The following is a 15319-nucleotide window of genomic DNA, read 5'->3' on the forward strand; positions in this document are numbered from 1 at the left end:
GCGGGGGATCGCTCAGCGCCCGGGACGGGAACCGGTCGTCTCCAGGATCTCGTCCTCCACCTCGCTGTCGCTGCGCGGCCTGGTGAGCTTCTTGCGCTCGCGCACCTCGGCACGCTCCTGCTCCTCCGGGTCGTCGGCATTCCTCATCCGATATTCCTGGCGGATCGCGTACCAGAGCCCGAAGAACGCCATGACCCCGAAGATGATCCACTGGATGGCGTAGGAGATGTGCAGTCCCTCGTCGAGTTGGGGCTGCGGCATCGCGGTCGGCCGGGTCGCCGCCGCGGGACTCTCCGACACCATCAGACCGTAGGCGCCCGTGTAGGTGGGTTTGCCCACGAGCTTCTGCACGTCGGGCAGGTGGATCGTGGCCAGCTCGCCGGGGGTGTCCGAACGGCCGCTCAGGGTCGGTTCGCCCGCCTGCAGCCGCACCACCACGGTGACCGTGCCGCTTCTCGGTGAGGGGATGCTGTCGGGCCGGTCCTGCTTATTGCCGATCGGCACGTAGCCGCGGTCCACGACGAAGACTGTGCCGTCCGGGAGCTGAAGCGGATCGAGCACCTCGAACCCGGGCTGTCCGTTCAGCGGACGATTGCGCACGAGAACCTGGGCCTCCGCGAGATAGGTCCCGGTGACCGTTACCTGCTTCCACTGCTGCCTCGGAGAATAGGAACTGCGGGTGGGAAGGGCCGATTCGAGCGGCACCGGGGTGCTGTGGTAGTTGCGATCGACGAGTTCGTTGGCGCTCCGCGTCTCGTTGAGCCGGGCGACCTGCCACTGTGAGAGCCCGACGCAGACCGCGGCGAACACCACGGCGAGAGCGAGATAGCCGAACCATCGTCGGCTGATCGCGAACCTCCAGCGGTTCACGGCAGCGCGGTCTCGGGTGCGATTACCGAAGAGGAAACGTCTGTTGTGACGTCGGGAAGCCGGTCGAGCGGCTCATCGAGCGCGGTGACGACGACCGGGAAGTCCCGGGCTTCGAGATAGTCGTGCAGATAGTCGCGGTGCTCATCGCACGCCAGCCAGATCTTGACGCGCTCCGGCCCGTGAATGCGCGGGTTGCGCCAGTTGATGTTCCACCCGGCGGGGTTCGAACAGTTCGCCCGAGAGCAGGTCTGCCCCTCGGATCCGCTCCCGAAACCGATCATCGGCGCGCCGGTCACCGGGCGTCGGGGCCGGGAACGTCGGGCGCGCGGCGGACGAGCGCGCCCGGTCGCAGCACCTCGGCGGCAGGCTTCGAGATGCTCGCGTTGGCGAGCACGACGGCGATGTAGGGCAGAACGATCGCCCCGACAGCCGGAAGGAGTCGCCACCAGCCCGGCACGACGAGGCAGAGCAGGATGCACACGGTGCGAATGCTCATCGCGACCGTGTACTGGATCATGCGGCTGCGCCGATCGTCCTGAGGAGACCGGGGGAGTGAGGTGATCGACTGCTGCTGCTGTTTAGCCATGGTGTGAATCAAGCCTACGGCTAAGATTGCGGGAGTTTGCCTGCGCCCGGCATACGCTCAGGGGGCGTTGAGGAAAGCGTGAAACCCGGCAGAACCAGCGAGAGTGAGAGAGCGATGACCAGCTCCGAATTCGTCCCCCGTACCGTGCTCGTGACCGGGGGGAACCGGGGTATCGGCTTTGCCATCGCCGCCGAATTCGTGTCCCTCGGGCACCGTGTCGCGGTCACCGCACGCTCCGGCGAGGGTCCGGTCGGCGCACTGACGGTGCGCGCGGATGTCACGGACTCGGCCTCGGTCGATGCCGCGTTCACCGAGATCGAATCCGCCCTCGGCGCTGTCGAGATCCTCGTCGCCAATGCCGGGATCACGAGGGACACCCTCCTGCTCCGGATGACGGAAGACGACTTCACGTCGGTGATCGACACGAACCTCTCCGGCGCATTCCGCGTGGTGAAGCGGGCCTCCAAGGGAATGCTCAAGGCTCGCTACGGGCGCATCGTTCTCGTCTCGAGCGTCGTCGGACTTCTCGGGTCCGCCGGGCAGGTGAACTACTCCGCGTCCAAGAGCGGCCTGATCGGCCTGGCCCGATCGGTCACCCGCGAGCTGGGCGCGCGCGGGATCACCGCCAACGTGATCGCACCCGGGTTCATCGAGACCGACATGACGGCGGAACTGCCGGAAGCGCAGCAGGAGACCTACAAGAAGTCGATTCCGGCGGGCCGCTTCGCCAGCGCAGAGGAGGTCGCCCGGGTGGTGGCCTGGATCGCGGGAGAGGATGCCGGTTACATCTCCGGTGCGGTCATCCCCGTCGACGGCGGCCTCGGCATGGGGCACTGACCGCCCCGGATACCGGCTCCGCGCGGAGTTCAGCCGCGCAATCCGAGGAGCGGAAGCAGCTGGCTGAGATCCCGCACATCCATCAGCACGTCCGCCTCATCGCGAACCGGCGCCTTTGCGTCGAAGCCCACGGCGAGTCCCGTGATAGCCATCATCTGCAGGTCATTCGCCCCGTCTCCGACGGCGACCGTCTGCGCCATCGGAACCCCGAAGTCCGCGGCCCACTCGATGAGGGTGTCGGCTTTCGCCGTGCCATCGATGATGGGTCCGACCAATTCGCCGGTGAGGACCCCGTCGACGACCTCGAGACGGTTGGCCCTCCAGTAGTCCAGACCGAGCTGGGCCGCGACCGGATCGATGATCTCGTGGAATCCTCCCGAGACGACGGCGACACGGCCGCCCGCAGCGCGCACGCCGGCGATCATCTCCGGCACTCCCGGCGTGATGCGCACGAGCCGACCGACTTCACTGAAGACCGACTCCGGCAGTCCCGCGAGCGTCGCAACCCGGGCGCGGAGGCTCTCTTCGAAGTCCACCTCGCCGTTCATGGCGCGCGCCGTGATCTGCGCGACAGCCACGCCGGACCCCGCGGCATCGGCCAGGAGATCGATCACCTCGTTTTCGATGAGGGTGGAATCGACATCGAGAACGACGAGAAAGCGGGGCATCGGGACCTACCGTTCGTTAGGGGGAAGGCAACCGTCGAGCCCGCGCCGGTCAGCTGACCGTTACGCCCTTGCCGACAACGGTGATGCCGGAGTCCGTCACCGTGAATCCGCGGGCCCGGTCGGCCTCGGCATCCACCCCGACGGTCGCGCCAGCGTTGACGACGACTTCCTTGTCGAGGATAGCGCGGCGCACCACGGCATCCGGGCCGATGCGCACCCGGTCGAAGACGATCGAATCGATCACCTGCGCGCCCGACTCGATGATCGCCCAGGGTCCGAGCACGCTGCGCTCGATATGGGCCCCGGAGAGCAGTGAGCCGAGCGACACGATCGAATCGATCGTGGTGCCGAGGTTGCCCTTGGAGTCGCGCACGAACTTGGCCGGCGGGGAATTGAGCTGCTGGCTGAAGATCGGCCATTCGCTGTTGTAGAGGTTGAAGATCGGCAGCGCGGAGATCAGGTCCTGGTGGGCATCGAAGAATGACTCGATCGTTCCGACATCCCGCCAGTAATAGCGGTCACGGTCTGTCGCCCCCGGCACTTCATTTCGATTCAGGTCGTACACGGCGGCATCGCCTCGCGACACGAAGTCGGGCACGATGTCGCCCCCCATGTCGTGATTGGAGGTGGTGAGCTCTCCATCGCGCAGCACCGCGTCGATGAGGATGTCGGCATCGAAGATGTAGTTGCCCATCGAGGCGAGCACCTCATTGGGGGAGTCCGCGAGGCCCACCGCGTTCTTCGGCTTCTCGAGGAACTGCGCGATGCGGGTCGGATCCTCCGGATCGAGCTCGATCACACCGAACTGGTCGGCGAGCGAGATCGGCTGGCGAATGGCCGCCACGGTGACCCCGGCGCCCGAGGCGATGTGCGCCTCGATCATCTGGCTGAAGTCCATGCGATAGACGTGGTCGGCGCCGACGACGACGACGATGTCGGGCTTCTCGTCGCGCAGCAGGTTGAGGCTCTGAAGGATGGCGTCGGCCGATCCCGCGAACCACCGCTTGCCCAGGCGCTGCTGCGCGGGCACGGATGCGACATAGGACGCGGTGATCCCGTCGAGGCGCCAGGTCTGCGACACGTGACGGTCGAGGCTGTGCGACTTGTACTGGGTCAGCACGACGATCTGCCGCAGACCGGAGTTGATGAGGTTCGACAGGGCGAAGTCGATCAACCGGTAATTTCCGCCGAACGGAACTGCCGGCTTCGCGCGGTCAGCGGTGAGCGGCATGAGGCGCTTGCCCTCTCCGCCGGCGAGAACAATGCCAAAGATCTTCTTCGATGCCATGTGACAACAGTAGAGGACCGATCGCGATGCGTCAGTGCGCGAACCGCGCTAGCGTTTCCCCTGTGAGAGTCGATCTGATTACCAGGGAATACCCGCCGGAGATCTACGGCGGGGCCGGTGTGCACGTCACCGAGCTCGTGAAGGCCCTCCGTCTCGACATCGATGTCGTGGTGCGCGCCTTCGGCAAGCCGAGGGAAGAGGCTGACGTCTACTCCTACGACGTGCCCCCGGGACTCGCCCACGCGAATCCGTCCCTCGCCACGCTGGGTGTCGACCTCGAGATCGCCCAGGACGTCGCCGGAGCCGACCTGGTGCATTCGCACACCTGGTACGCCAACGGTGCCGGTCACATCGCCCAGTTGCTTCACGGTATCCCCCACGTGGTCACCGCCCATAGCCTCGAGCCGCTTCGCCCGTGGAAGGCCGAGCAGCTCGGCGGCGGCTATCGCGTCTCGAGCTGGATCGAGCGGGACGCCTTCACGTCCGCGGATGCCGTCATCGCCGTGAGCCATGGGATGCGACGAGACATCCTCCGCTCCTATCCGACGCTGGACGAGACGAAAGTCTCCGTGGTGCACAACGGCATCGACCTCGAGTCGTGGCATCCGGTGCGGGATGGCGACCTGGTCCGTTCCCTCGGGATGGATCCCGACCGACCCTCCGTGGTCTTCGTGGGTCGGATCACCCGCCAGAAGGGTCTACCCTACCTTCTTCGCGCGGCGGCATTGCTTCCCCCGGAGGTGCAGCTTGTGCTCTGCGCCGGAGCCCCCGACACCGCGGAGATCATGGCCGAGGTTCGTGCGGGAGTCGCCGAACTGCAGAAGACCCGCACCGGGGTCATCTGGGTCGAGGAGATGCTGAGCCGCCACGACCTCTCGGCGGTGCTCACCGCGGCGACGACATTCGTCTGCCCCTCCATCTATGAGCCACTCGGCATCGTCAACCTCGAGGCAATGGCCTGCGGCGCAGCGGTGGTCGGCACGGCCACCGGGGGCATCCCCGAGGTCATCGACGACGGGGTGACGGGTCGCCTGGTGCCGATCGCGCAGGCGGAGGATGGCACGGGCACGCCGCTCGATCCTGACCGGTACGTCGCCGATCTCGCGCGGGCACTCACGGAGGTCGTGAGCGATCCCGAATCCGCCCGGCGGATGGGTGAGGCCGGTCGGCTTCGCGCCGAACGCGACTTCGGCTGGGACCGCATCTCGAAGAGGACCCAGGAGATCTACCGCTCGCTGCTCTGACCCGCTCGCTGCCCACAGCCCTGGCGCTCACACTGTGGCGCTGCCGGGAATGGTCCGGCGGCGAAGGTAGGGTTGAGGCATGGCCAGCGTTCTCCAGCTTTCCGACGTCTCCGTCGTCCGAGAAGGCAACCACATCCTCGATTCCGTCAACTGGACAGTGGAGGACGACCAGCGCTGGGTCATCCTCGGGCCCAACGGCGCGGGCAAGACCACTCTCCTGCAGCTGGCGTCGGCGATGATCCACCCCAGTTCCGGAATCGTGAAGATCCTGGATGTCACGCTCGGTCGCACCGACGTGTTCGACCTGAGGCCCCGCATCGGATTCGCGTCCACCGCGATGGCTCGACGCATCCCCGCCACCGAGCGGGTGCTGGATGTCGTCCTCACCGCCGCGTACGCCGTCGCGGGCCGCTGGAACGAAGACTACGAAGACATCGACATACGCCGCGCCCAGCGGGTGCTCGCCGAGTGGAAGCTCGACCACCTCGAGGACCGCCGGTTCGGGCAGCTGAGCGATGGGGAGCAGAAGCGGGTGCAGATCGCCCGCTCCGTGATGACAGACCCAGAGCTCCTGCTGCTCGACGAGCCGGCCGCCAGCCTCGACCTCGGCGCTCGGGAGGAGCTTCTCGAGTTGCTCGGTGGCTATGCACGAGCCGAACAGGCTCCGGCGATCGTGATGGTCACCCACCACGTGGAGGAGATCCCCCTGGGCTTCGGCCATGCGCTGCTGCTGTCCCACGGACGCATCACCGCCGCGGGCCCGATTGGCGAGGTGATCACCTCGGAAAAGCTGACCGAGGCCTTCGGACTCGACCTCCAGGTGGACGAGCGCGATGGTCGATTCACGGCACGCGCCGCGCATTCCTCCTAGGCCGCACCACTTCTGGTAATGTAAACCCTTGGCCCACGTGCCGACCTTTTCCCCTCACCCTTCTCAACACCTAGGAATCCACGATGAAGACTGACATCCACCCCGACTACAGCGCGGTTGTCTTCCGCGATCTCGCGAGCGGCGAGACCTTCCTCACCCGCTCGACCGTCAAGAGCGACAAGACGATCGACCTCGACGGCGTGACCTACCCCGTCATCGACGTGGAGATCTCCTCCGCCTCGCACCCGTTCTACACGGGCAAGCAGCGCATCCTCGACAGCGCCGGACGCGTCGAGAAGTTCAACTCGCGCTACAAGGGCTTCGGCGCGTAGCGAGCACCCTGTACTCATCGCAGAGGGCGACCGGCTTCGGCCGGTCGCCCTCTGTCGTGTGAGCCGAGCAGCGCGGTTTCAGCGCTGCGGCCAGGCCCCGTCGGCGATGAAGGACGGGTCTTTGGTGCGGCGCATATAGTCCTGAAAGCTCGTGGCACTGTCGGCCGCCCAGGTCACCTGGTTGGTGTGCACGAGCCTCACGTCCTGCCCGAGCGTGTCGGAGTATTTGCGGGCGATGGCCTGGGCGACGCGCCCGGCCGCGACAGCATCCGCTTCCGCGTCGTGGGCGTCCATGAGCTCGACACCGTAATACTCCGCTGCCACCTCGAGGGTGCGTTTGCCCTTGCGGTATCGATCCATCGCACGGTCGATCACCAGGGGATCGATGATGGGCAGCGGGTCGTCGAGAGGCTCGATGCCGTAGCGGAGGCACTCCCGGTTGAGAAGCGTGAGGTCGTAGGCGGCGTTGTAGATCACGATGGGGACGCCCTGAGCCAGAAGCGCGCGCAACACCGCGACGATCTCGGCGACGACCTCGGCGGCATCCCGACCCTCTGCTCGCGCTCTTTCGGTGGTGATGCCGTGCACCGCTGCTGCCTGCGCGGGGATCTCGATGCCGGGGTCGGCGAGCCAGGACACGCCCTTGGGCATGCCCTGGGCATCCACGACTCCGACGTAAGCGGAGACGATGCGACTGGTGTCGGTGTCTATCCCCGTGGTCTCGAGGTCGAAAACGCCGAGGCGGTCGAACCATGTGCCGGCACTGTCGCCCGGGTCGCCCGCTGAAGCGTCGTCTTCGGCATCCGCCAGTGCCACTTAGGGCCGACCACCGGCGGGGCTCGGAGACCCGACGTGAAGCCAATAGAAACTCTGGGTTCCGAGCGTGAGCGTGATGTCGCCGTTTTCGGTGAAGGCGGGGAATTCCCCGCCGCCGAAGAGGTCGTACAGGGCGGATCCGGCGAACTGTTCCGCGGTGATGGTGACCGCGATCGGATTGTGGGCGAAGCTGAAGACGCACAGCACGTCTTCGGCAGAATCGCCGAACTGGGTGCCGGATCCCGGGTAGGACCGCACGAAGGCCAGCACCGACTCGTGGTTGGTCTCGAGCACCGTGAGGGAGCCGAGCCCGAAGGTCGGGTGGGCCTTCCGCACGTGGATCACGTTGCGCACCCAGTGCAACAGCGACCGGGACTGTGCGAGCTGCGACTCGACGTTCGTGAGGTTGTAGTTGTAGACCAGCGACTGCACGACCGGGAGGTAGAGCTTGCCCGGGTCTGCGGAGGAGAACCCGGCGTTGCGGTCGGGGGTCCACTGCATCGGCGTGCGCGAGGCATCCCGGTCTGGAAGCCAGATGTTGTCTCCCATGCCGATCTCGTCGCCGTAGTACAGGAACGGGCTGCCAGCGAGGCTGAAGAGCAGTGCGTGGGCCAGCTCGAGCTCGGCGCGCGAGTTGTCGAGCAGGGGAGCAAGGCGCCGACGAATGCCGATATTGGATCGCATGCGCGGGTCGTAGGCGTACCAGCCGTACATGGCCTGACGGTATTCCTCCGACACCATCTCCAGGGTGAGTTCGTCATGGTTGCGGAGGAAGACACCCCATCCCGCGCCCTCGGGGATGTCCGTGGTCTCGGCGAGGATTCGGGTGAGCTCCGCCGCGTTCTGCGAGCGGAGCGAGTAGAAGATGCGCGGCATGACCGGGAAGTCGAAGGCCATGTGGCATTCCGGCTCCTCTTCGGTGCCGAAGAATGCGGCGACCTCTCTGGGCCACTGGTTCGCCTCAGCCACCATGATGCGGCCGGGGAACTCCTCGTCGAACATCGCCCGCACCCGTTTGATGTAGTCGTGTGTCGGCGCCTCGCCCTCGCCGTTGCCCTCCTCGGATTCGAACAGGTAGGGGATCGCATCGAGGCGGATGCCGTCGACGCCGAGATCGAGCCAGAAGCGCATGACGTCCATGACGGCATCCTGCACGGCGGGGTTCTCGAAGTTGAGGTCCGGCTGATGGGAGAAGAACCGGTGGAAGAAGAACTGGCGTCGAACCGGGTCGAAGGTCCAGTTGGATTCCTCGGTGTCGACGAAGATGACCCGGATGTTCGGGTACCGCTCGTCCGTGTCGCTCCAGACGTAGTAGTCACCGTACGGCCCCTCCGGGTCGGACCGGGACTGCTGGAACCATTCGTGCTGGTCAGAGGTGTGGTTGAGCGGATAGTCGATGATGATGCGCATGTTGCGCTCGTGGGACTTGGTGACCAGGTCCTTGAACTCGTCGAGGGTGCCGAACTCGGGCAGGATGGCGCGGAAGTCGGACACGTCGTAGCCACCGTCGCGCAGCGGCGACTGGTAGAACGGTGGGAGCCAGAGTGCGTCGATGCCGAGCCATTGCAGGTAGTCGAGCTTGGAGAGCAATCCCTGAAGGTCTCCCGATCCGTCCCCGTTGCTGTCGACGAAGGATCGGACCATCACCTCGTAGAAGACGGAACGCCGATACCACTGCGGATCGAGGGTCAGTCCGGGCAGTTGGATGGGGGCGGTAAAGCTCACAGTGCTCCTCTCGAGAGCAGGGTAGGCATCGGAATCGACGTCGAGTTTTATCGAGCCCGTCAAGTCTAGGCGCGTGTGTGAAACGCCCGCGTAACTTCGTATCCGTAGAATCGAGCCAATGTCTGTTCACTCTCCTTACGCCGAATTGCTCGCCCGGATGCCGATCGAGCGGCACGAGATCGTGATCCTCGGCAGCACGACACGCTATTGGGTATACGGACCGGTCGATGCAGCCCTCACGATCGTCATCGCGCACGGTTACCGCGGCGAGCATCACGGGCTCGAGCCGGTGATCGCCCAGCTTCCCGGCATCCGGTGGATCGGGCCGGACATGCCCGGTTTCGGCGAGTCGACCCCCCTCACCGAGGTGCCTCATTCGATCGACGGCTTCGCCAAGTGGCTCACCGCATTCGTGGATGCCCTCGGCCTGAGCGGCACCGCCGTGACCCTCGGACACTCGTTCGGCACGATCATCTCGTCGAAGGCCGTCGCGGACGGCCTGAAGACGCCCGCCCTCATTCTGGTGAACCCGATCTCGACCTCCGGGCTCGAGGGGCCGAGCAAGACCGCGACGAAACTCACCGTCGCCTTCTACCGCCTCGCGGGACTGCTGCCGGATCGGGTCGGGGAGTTCCTGCTCAAGCGTTGGATCGTGGTTCAGTTCATGAGTTCGGTGCTCGCGAAGACGAAAGACCGGGAGCTTCGCCGCTGGATCCACTACCAGCACCACACCTACTTCAACAATTTCGCCAGTCGCGACTCCGTCGTCGAGGCATTCGAGGCCTCGGTCGGCTCGGATGTCAGCACCTATTCGGACGGCATCACGGTGCCGACGCTTCTCGTCGCCGCCGAACTGGATGACATCACGCCAGTCCAGGCCCACCGAGACCTCGTCGAGAGCATGGCGGATGCCCGGCTCGAACTGCTCATGGGCGTCGGTCACCTCATCCACTACGAGGTTCCGGGGCTCGCGGCCGCCGCCATTCACCGCTTCCTCGTCGAGCAGGGCCTCTTCGGCGATCTGCCCCCGGAGGCGACCACCGTTCAGCGCAAGATCGAGTCCGACGCGGAACCCAGCACACCGTGAAGGTGATCTTCGACTGCCGCTACACCCGGTTCGTGCGCCACGACGGCATCAGCCGGTACACGGCGGGCCTGGTCGAAGCCTTCTCCCGGCTGCATCCGGTCACCATGCTGATCAGCGACGAGCGCCAGCTCGCACTGCTGCCCGATCTGCCCTGGGTGAAGGGTCGGCCGGGAACCAGCGCGCTCGAGCCATTCATCGGGATGCTCTCCATCAACAAGTGGAAGCCGGATATCGTCTTCAGCCCGATGCAGACGATGGGTGCGACCGGACGGCGCTACAAGCTCGTGCTCACCGTCCACGACATGGTCTTCTATCGCATCACCCAGATCCCGGCCGGGTACAGCTGGTATGTGCGCGCCATCTGGCGGGCTTTCTACCTGACCTACTGGCCGCAGCGTATGGTGCTCAGCCGGGCGGATGCGGTGGTCACCGGCTCCTACAACTGCGAGCGCGAGATGATCGAAGCCCGCCTCACGAGACGTCCCCTCACCGTGATCAGGCCGGGAGTCGACGATTCCGGAGTGCCTCAACGGGGCGAACCCCGCTCGAAGACGCTCGTCTACATGGGTACATTCCAGCCGAACAAGAACGTGGAGACGCTCGCCCGCGGAATGCATCACCTCCCGGGCTATAGCCTGCGCCTGCTGTCCCGGATCAGCCCGGAGGATCGCGAACGCATCGGCGCGCTCGCGCCAGAGGGCTCCATCCGCTTCGACGACGGCGTGACCGACGAGGAGTACCTCGACGCACTGGTTGGCGCCACCGCGATGGTCACGGCCTGCTGGGACGAGGGATTCGGGATTCCCCTGATCGAGGGAGAGGCCGCGGGAGTGCCGCTCGTGCTCAGCGACATTCCGCTGTTCCACGAGGTGGGCGGCGAGGCCGCGGTCTACTTCGAGCACTCCGATCCGGCAGCCTTTGCCGCCGCGGTGCGCTCTCTCGAGGAGCCGGGGGAGTGGCGACGCCGCAGCGAGGCCTCCCGGGCACGGTCCGCGGACTTCAGCTGGGATGAATCGGCGAGACGTCTACTCGCGCTCCTCAGCGAAATGGTTCCGGCCCGCACCGCAGTGGATCACTGAGCGCGAGGCTCCAATCCCCCTTCGCGATGCTCGACCGCATTCTGTTCATCGAAGTCCACGCAGTCATCGGCGACCGACTCGATGTCGATCGGATCGTTGAACAGCACGAGTTCGATCGCGCCGTCCACGTGACGGAAGCTGTGCACCGACCCATTGGTGATCGGGATGCCGCGGTGATATTTCGCCCGCGGTGAGACATGGTTGAGCACGGTGCGGATGACCCCGCCGTGGGTCGTGACGATGAGCCGGGCATCGGGCGCGCCGGTGGAACGATCGCGTTCGTGCCGCTGGGCGAGGGCGACGAGCGCGGGAATGACACGGGCGGCGACATCCTCCCGACGCTCCCGCCCGGGAACGGGGGCGTCTCCGGGGAACAGCCGCGCGAGCTGGCGGTCATCGAGGCCTTCGGCGTCGCCGTAGCGGCGCTCGACGAGGTCTTCGAGCACCTCGATCTCGTCCGCGGCGATGCCCACCTCATTCGCGATGATCGCCCCGGTCTCGAGGGCGCGGGAGAGTGGGCTGGAGGCGATACCGTCCCACGACCGCCGGGCGAGGAGCCGCCCCGATCGCGCCGCCTGCGACCGCCCCGTGTCGTTGAGGGGGATGTCGGTGCTGCCCTGGATGCGACGAGCGCGGTTCCAGTCGGTCTCGCCGTGTCTCACGAGGTAGATCAGAGTCATGCGCGCGAGGTCCTCCGGCGGTCGGTGGGTCCGTGCGCCCGGCCCTGCGGCCCGGTCGACCGCGGTCAGGCGGTGAGGCGGAGTGCGAGTTCGGCGAGCGTCTCCGAGGTACCCGCATCAATCTTAACGGTCGCGCGCGGATCGCCCTTGGTGACCCCTCGATTCACGATCACGACGGGAAGCCGGCGCTTGGATGCCTGGTCGAGCAATCGGATTCCCGAATTGACCACGAGCGAGGATCCGGCGATCAGAAGCGCGCCGGCCGACTGCAGGAGCGCGCTCGCCTCCGAGAACTTCTCGGTGGGGATGAACTCCCCGAAGAAGACGATGTCCGGCTTGAGGACGCCGCCGCAGACCGTGCAGTCCGGGGTGACGAAGTCCGCGATCTGGGTGAACTCCACGTCGCCGTCCGGACCGAGTTCGAAGGAGTCCGGAGCATCGAGCCACTCGTTTGCGCGGGCGATGCGCTCCGAGACATCCGATCGGGCGAAGGTCTGGCCACAGGTGAGACATCGCACACGATCCATGGTGCCGTGCAGGTCGACGACCCGCTGCGACCCGGCTCTCAGGTGAAGTCCGTCCACGTTCTGGGTGATGATGCCATTGACGATTCCGGCGGTCTCCAACTCGGCGAGGGTGCGGTGCCCGTCGTTCGGCAGCGCCCCGTCGAACCGCTTCCACCCGAGGTGGCTGCCCGCCCAGTACCGTTTGCGGTATTCCGCATCCTTCAGGAACTGCTGGAAGGTCATAGGGTTGCGCGGGGGAGCGCCGTCGCCCCGGTAGTCGGGAATGCCGGAATCGGTGCTCATGCCTGCGCCGGTGAGCACGGCGACCGTGCGCCCACGGAGCGCATCGGCGGCGGTATCCAGCTCGGCGGAAGTGGCTACCGGCCAATCGCGAAGGACGGCACCGGTCATCAGGAGCACCCCTTTCGCTGTCTTTCACCTGGGTGGCGCACGCGCGCCTACCCTAGAGTAAACAATCGAGTTTTCGGATATGTTTCCGATTGCTGGCAGTGTTTGCCGTCCCTTTTCCACAATCCCCACCGCGACGCCGGATTCGGCGGCAGGAGTCCCATGCACATCGTTCGCATCGACGACCTCGAGCATCCCGGCCTCGCCGACTATTCGGGACTGACCGACGTGGCGCTGCGGCGCCTCAGCGAACCGGCCGGCGGTCTCTACATCGCCGAATCGTCGAAGGTGATCACCCGGGCGATCGCGGCGGGTCATCGGCCTCGATCCATTCTCGTGCAGGAGCAGTGGTTGCCGGAGATGGAGGCGCTCCTCGCCCCCTTCGACGTGCCGATCTACGTCGGCGCCCCCGGGCTGCTCGAGAAGCTCACCGGGTTCAACCTGCATCGGGGTGCCCTCGCCGCAATGCACCGCCCGCCCCTGAGGCCGGTGCAGGAGGTCATCGAGGGCGCCAGGCGTGTGGTCGTGATCGAGGATGTCGTGGACCACACGAACGTCGGAGCGATCTTCCGGGCGGCAGCGGGCCTCGGCGCCGATGCCGTGCTGGTGACGCCCCGCTGCGCCGATCCGCTCTATCGCCGCAGCGTGCGGGTGAGCATGGGGACCGTGCTGCAGGTGCCCTGGACACGGCTGCCCGAATGGCCGGAGGCGGCCGAGATCCTCACAGAGGCCGGCTTCCACCTGGCGGCCCTCGCCCTCTCCGACACCGCAGTCGGTCTCGACGTGCTCGCCGAGAACCCTCCCGAGAAACTCGCCCTGCTCCTCGGCACGGAGGGCGACGGGCTGAGCCGGGATGCCGTGTCGCACGCCGACACCGTCGTCACCATCCCGATGCTGCACGGTGTCGACTCCCTCAACGTCGCGTCGGCGAGTGCCGTCGCGCTGTGGGCCCTCCGGGTGCGGTGATCAGGGAGATCCGTCCGGCGAAAAGTACCATAAGTCCATGTCGGTGAATGAGCTCCCCCCATCACCGGTTCGCCGCCGGCCCACCCGAGGGGTATTGCTTCGCCGTCGAGCCGTGCTCTTCTCGGCGGCCGCGCTTGTCATCGCCCTTGGCATCTATCTGCCGCTGACCCTGCTGGCTCCGCTCGGATCCACCGCCGCCCGGGTGCTGCCGTACAGCGCTCCCGACCGTATCGCTGCCTCTCCTGCGCTCCCCAGTTACGGAGCGAGTGCCGTCGGGGTGATCGGCTACCCCGAGGCATCCGCCTCCGCCGGGAGCACGGCGCCGTTGCCGATCGCCAGCATCAGCAAGATCGTCACCAGCCTCGTGGTGCTCGAGGCGAAGCCGCTGTCCCTCGGGGATTCCGGCCCCACGATCACCTTCACCGCGGCGGACGCCGCTCTCCGCGCCAAATACGTGGCACTCGACGGGGAGACCAAACCGCTGGCGGCCGGTTCCACGATCAGTCAGCTCGATCTCATGCGGGTCACCCTCGTGGCCTCGGCGAACAATTATGCGGATGCCCTCGCCGGGTGGGCCTTCGCCTCGCGTGGCGCATTCCAGATAGCGGTGACGGCGTGGCTCGGTTCGCACGGCCTCGACCACACCACGATCCTCGAGCCGACGGGAATCAACCCGGGCAACGTGAGCACGGCCTCCGACCTGGTCGAGATCGGCAAGCTCGCCCTCGCCAATCCGGTGATCTCCCAGATCGTCTCGACCCCGACGATGACCCTGGCCGGGGTGGGGACCTTTGCCAATACGAATAAGCTGCTCGGCCGTTTCGGGGTGGACGGCATCAAGACGGGCACCCTCAACGGATCGTCCAACCTCCTCTTCGCCGCCCGGTACGACTACGACGGGCACAGCGTCACGGTGGTGGGAGCGGTCGTGGGGGGGACCGATCACAAGACCGTGGATGCCACCGTCACCACCCTTCTCGCCGGGGTGAAGGCCGGATTCCACCTGATCACCCTGGCCAAGAAGGGCGAGCCCTTTGCGAACTTCACGACGGCCTGGTCGCAGAAGGTACGGGCCGTGTCAACAAAGACCGCGTCGGTTCTGGTCTGGAGCAACACCCCCGTGACCGCCGTGATCACGGCACTCCCGGCAATGGTGGGCCAGAACGCCGCAGCGGTGGGCGCAGTGACCTTCACCGCCGGTGTCCAGTCCGTTCGGGTGCCACTCGCTCTCGACCGCAGCCTCGCCGATCCGGGGCCATTGTGGCGCGTAGCCAATCCGACGCTCCTGCTTCGATAGGCGAACGGACGGATCTTCGAGACGCGCCGTGTATGCTCATTTGGGCATAAATGCACGCC

Annotated in this window: 17 protein-coding genes; 8 read left to right on the forward strand and 9 right to left on the reverse strand. The window is 66.3% G+C overall.

Features of this window, described 5'->3' with window-relative positions; genetic code table 11:
- Nucleotides 1-12: 12 nt before the first annotated feature.
- From ABIB54_RS10595 to ABIB54_RS10605, 3 genes are read right to left on the reverse strand one after another with little or no spacing between them, the layout of a single operon-like run.
- Complete coding sequence (locus ABIB54_RS10595) at nt 13-870, reverse strand: SURF1 family cytochrome oxidase biogenesis protein (protein WP_354575474.1); 858 nt, start codon at nt 868-870, stop codon at nt 13-15.
- Entirely contained in the window at nt 867-1166 is a 300-nt protein-coding gene (locus ABIB54_RS10600) for a hypothetical protein (protein WP_354575475.1), read from the reverse strand. The genes ABIB54_RS10595 and ABIB54_RS10600 overlap by 4 nt, the downstream gene beginning before the upstream one ends.
- Nucleotides 1163-1456: a DUF3099 domain-containing protein gene (locus ABIB54_RS10605; protein ID WP_354575476.1), complete on the reverse strand. Its 294-nt coding sequence runs from the start codon at nt 1454-1456 to the stop codon at nt 1163-1165. Before ABIB54_RS10605 ends, ABIB54_RS10600 begins: the two co-directional genes overlap by 4 nt.
- 114 nt (nt 1457-1570) lie before the next feature.
- Here ABIB54_RS10605 and fabG point away from each other — a divergent pair, with 114 nt between their 5' ends.
- The gene (gene fabG / locus ABIB54_RS10610; protein WP_354575477.1) at nt 1571-2293 is read left to right on the forward strand and encodes a 3-oxoacyl-ACP reductase FabG; all 723 of its coding nucleotides are present in this window, start codon (nt 1571-1573) and stop codon (nt 2291-2293) included.
- A 29-nt stretch (nt 2294-2322) separates the two neighbouring features.
- On the opposite strand, the gene serB is transcribed toward fabG, so the two are convergent.
- Nucleotides 2323-2961: a phosphoserine phosphatase SerB gene (gene serB / locus ABIB54_RS10615; RefSeq protein WP_354575478.1), complete on the reverse strand. Its 639-nt coding sequence runs from the start codon at nt 2959-2961 to the stop codon at nt 2323-2325.
- Nucleotides 2962-3010: 49 nt separating this feature from the next.
- The gene (locus ABIB54_RS10620; RefSeq protein ID WP_354575479.1) at nt 3011-4249 is read right to left on the reverse strand and encodes a glucose-1-phosphate adenylyltransferase; all 1239 of its coding nucleotides are present in this window, start codon (nt 4247-4249) and stop codon (nt 3011-3013) included.
- A 62-nt stretch (nt 4250-4311) separates the two neighbouring features.
- On the opposite strand from ABIB54_RS10620, the gene glgA reads away from it, so the two are divergent.
- The 3 genes from glgA (at nt 4312) to ABIB54_RS10635 (ending at nt 6696) form a co-directional block, all read left to right on the forward strand.
- Nucleotides 4312-5493: a glycogen synthase gene (gene glgA, locus ABIB54_RS10625; protein WP_354575480.1), complete on the forward strand. Its 1182-nt coding sequence runs from the start codon at nt 4312-4314 to the stop codon at nt 5491-5493.
- 79 nt (nt 5494-5572) lie between these two features.
- On the forward strand, nt 5573-6364 hold the full coding sequence (locus ABIB54_RS10630; protein ID WP_354575481.1) for an ABC transporter ATP-binding protein: 792 nt from the start codon (nt 5573-5575) through the stop codon (nt 6362-6364).
- An 83-nt stretch (nt 6365-6447) separates the two neighbouring features.
- Nucleotides 6448-6696, forward strand: a complete 249-nt coding sequence (locus tag ABIB54_RS10635) for a type B 50S ribosomal protein L31 (RefSeq protein ID WP_185203826.1) — start codon at nt 6448-6450, stop codon at nt 6694-6696.
- A gap of 78 nt (nt 6697-6774) precedes the next feature.
- Here the strand turns inward: ABIB54_RS10635 and ABIB54_RS10640 are convergent, their stop codons facing one another.
- Together ABIB54_RS10640 and treS are read right to left on the reverse strand one after the other, a co-directional pair.
- Nucleotides 6775-7512, reverse strand: coding sequence for a 3'-5' exonuclease (locus tag ABIB54_RS10640; protein WP_502917118.1), 738 nt, complete (start codon nt 7510-7512; stop codon nt 6775-6777).
- Entirely contained in the window at nt 7513-9237 is a 1725-nt protein-coding gene (treS, locus tag ABIB54_RS10645; protein ID WP_354575482.1) for a maltose alpha-D-glucosyltransferase, read from the reverse strand.
- A gap of 118 nt (nt 9238-9355) precedes the next feature.
- On the opposite strand from treS, the gene ABIB54_RS10650 reads away from it, so the two are divergent.
- Nucleotides 9356-10324: an alpha/beta fold hydrolase gene (locus tag ABIB54_RS10650; protein ID WP_354575483.1), complete on the forward strand. Its 969-nt coding sequence runs from the start codon at nt 9356-9358 to the stop codon at nt 10322-10324.
- Entirely contained in the window at nt 10321-11403 is a 1083-nt protein-coding gene (locus ABIB54_RS10655) for a glycosyltransferase family 4 protein (RefSeq protein ID WP_354575484.1), read from the forward strand. The genes ABIB54_RS10650 and ABIB54_RS10655 overlap by 4 nt, the downstream gene beginning before the upstream one ends.
- Here ABIB54_RS10655 and ABIB54_RS10660 read toward each other — a convergent pair.
- Together ABIB54_RS10660 and ABIB54_RS10665 are read right to left on the reverse strand one after the other, a co-directional pair.
- Nucleotides 11397-12083 carry a histidine phosphatase family protein gene (locus tag ABIB54_RS10660; protein WP_354575485.1) on the reverse strand — a complete coding sequence of 229 codons (687 nt, stop codon included), beginning with the start codon at nt 12081-12083 and terminating at the stop codon, nt 11397-11399. The two genes, ABIB54_RS10655 and ABIB54_RS10660, sit on opposite strands and share 7 nt — an antisense overlap.
- A 65-nt stretch (nt 12084-12148) precedes the next feature.
- The gene (locus ABIB54_RS10665) at nt 12149-13000 is read right to left on the reverse strand and encodes a Sir2 family NAD-dependent protein deacetylase (protein WP_354575486.1); all 852 of its coding nucleotides are present in this window, start codon (nt 12998-13000) and stop codon (nt 12149-12151) included.
- Between the two features lie 159 nt (nt 13001-13159).
- On the opposite strand from ABIB54_RS10665, the gene ABIB54_RS10670 reads away from it, so the two are divergent.
- A complete protein-coding gene (locus ABIB54_RS10670; RefSeq protein ID WP_354575487.1) occupies nt 13160-13963 on the forward strand; it encodes a TrmH family RNA methyltransferase in 804 nt (267 codons plus the stop codon).
- A 37-nt stretch (nt 13964-14000) separates the two neighbouring features.
- Entirely contained in the window at nt 14001-15260 is a 1260-nt protein-coding gene (locus tag ABIB54_RS10675) for a D-alanyl-D-alanine carboxypeptidase family protein (protein WP_354575488.1), read from the forward strand.
- Nucleotides 15261-15319: the final 59 nt, after the last annotated feature.

Source organism: Frigoribacterium sp. UYMn621, assembly GCF_040549525.1.
In the GTDB taxonomy this organism is placed as follows: domain Bacteria; phylum Actinomycetota; class Actinomycetes; order Actinomycetales; family Microbacteriaceae; genus Lacisediminihabitans.

Excerpts from the sequence above, each read along its gene's own strand:
- ABIB54_RS10605 (WP_354575476.1), bottom strand. The coding sequence starts at position 1,456 with ATGGCTAAACAGCAGCAGCAGTCGATCACCTCACTCCCCCGGTCTCCT.
- fabG (WP_354575477.1), top strand. The coding sequence starts at position 1,571 with ATGACCAGCTCCGAATTCGTCCCCCGTACCGTGCTCGTGACCGGGGGG.
- serB (WP_354575478.1), bottom strand. The coding sequence starts at position 2,961 with ATGCCCCGCTTTCTCGTCGTTCTCGATGTCGATTCCACCCTCATCGAA.
- ABIB54_RS10620 (WP_354575479.1), bottom strand. The coding sequence starts at position 4,249 with ATGGCATCGAAGAAGATCTTTGGCATTGTTCTCGCCGGCGGAGAGGGC.
- ABIB54_RS10630 (WP_354575481.1), top strand. The coding sequence starts at position 5,573 with ATGGCCAGCGTTCTCCAGCTTTCCGACGTCTCCGTCGTCCGAGAAGGC.
- ABIB54_RS10635 (WP_185203826.1), top strand. The coding sequence starts at position 6,448 with ATGAAGACTGACATCCACCCCGACTACAGCGCGGTTGTCTTCCGCGAT.
- ABIB54_RS10650 (WP_354575483.1), top strand. The coding sequence starts at position 9,356 with ATGTCTGTTCACTCTCCTTACGCCGAATTGCTCGCCCGGATGCCGATC.
- ABIB54_RS10660 (WP_354575485.1), bottom strand. The coding sequence starts at position 12,083 with ATGACTCTGATCTACCTCGTGAGACACGGCGAGACCGACTGGAACCGC.
- ABIB54_RS10665 (WP_354575486.1), bottom strand. The coding sequence starts at position 13,000 with ATGACCGGTGCCGTCCTTCGCGATTGGCCGGTAGCCACTTCCGCCGAG.
- ABIB54_RS10670 (WP_354575487.1), top strand. The coding sequence starts at position 13,160 with ATGCACATCGTTCGCATCGACGACCTCGAGCATCCCGGCCTCGCCGAC.
- ABIB54_RS10675 (WP_354575488.1), top strand. The coding sequence starts at position 14,001 with ATGTCGGTGAATGAGCTCCCCCCATCACCGGTTCGCCGCCGGCCCACC.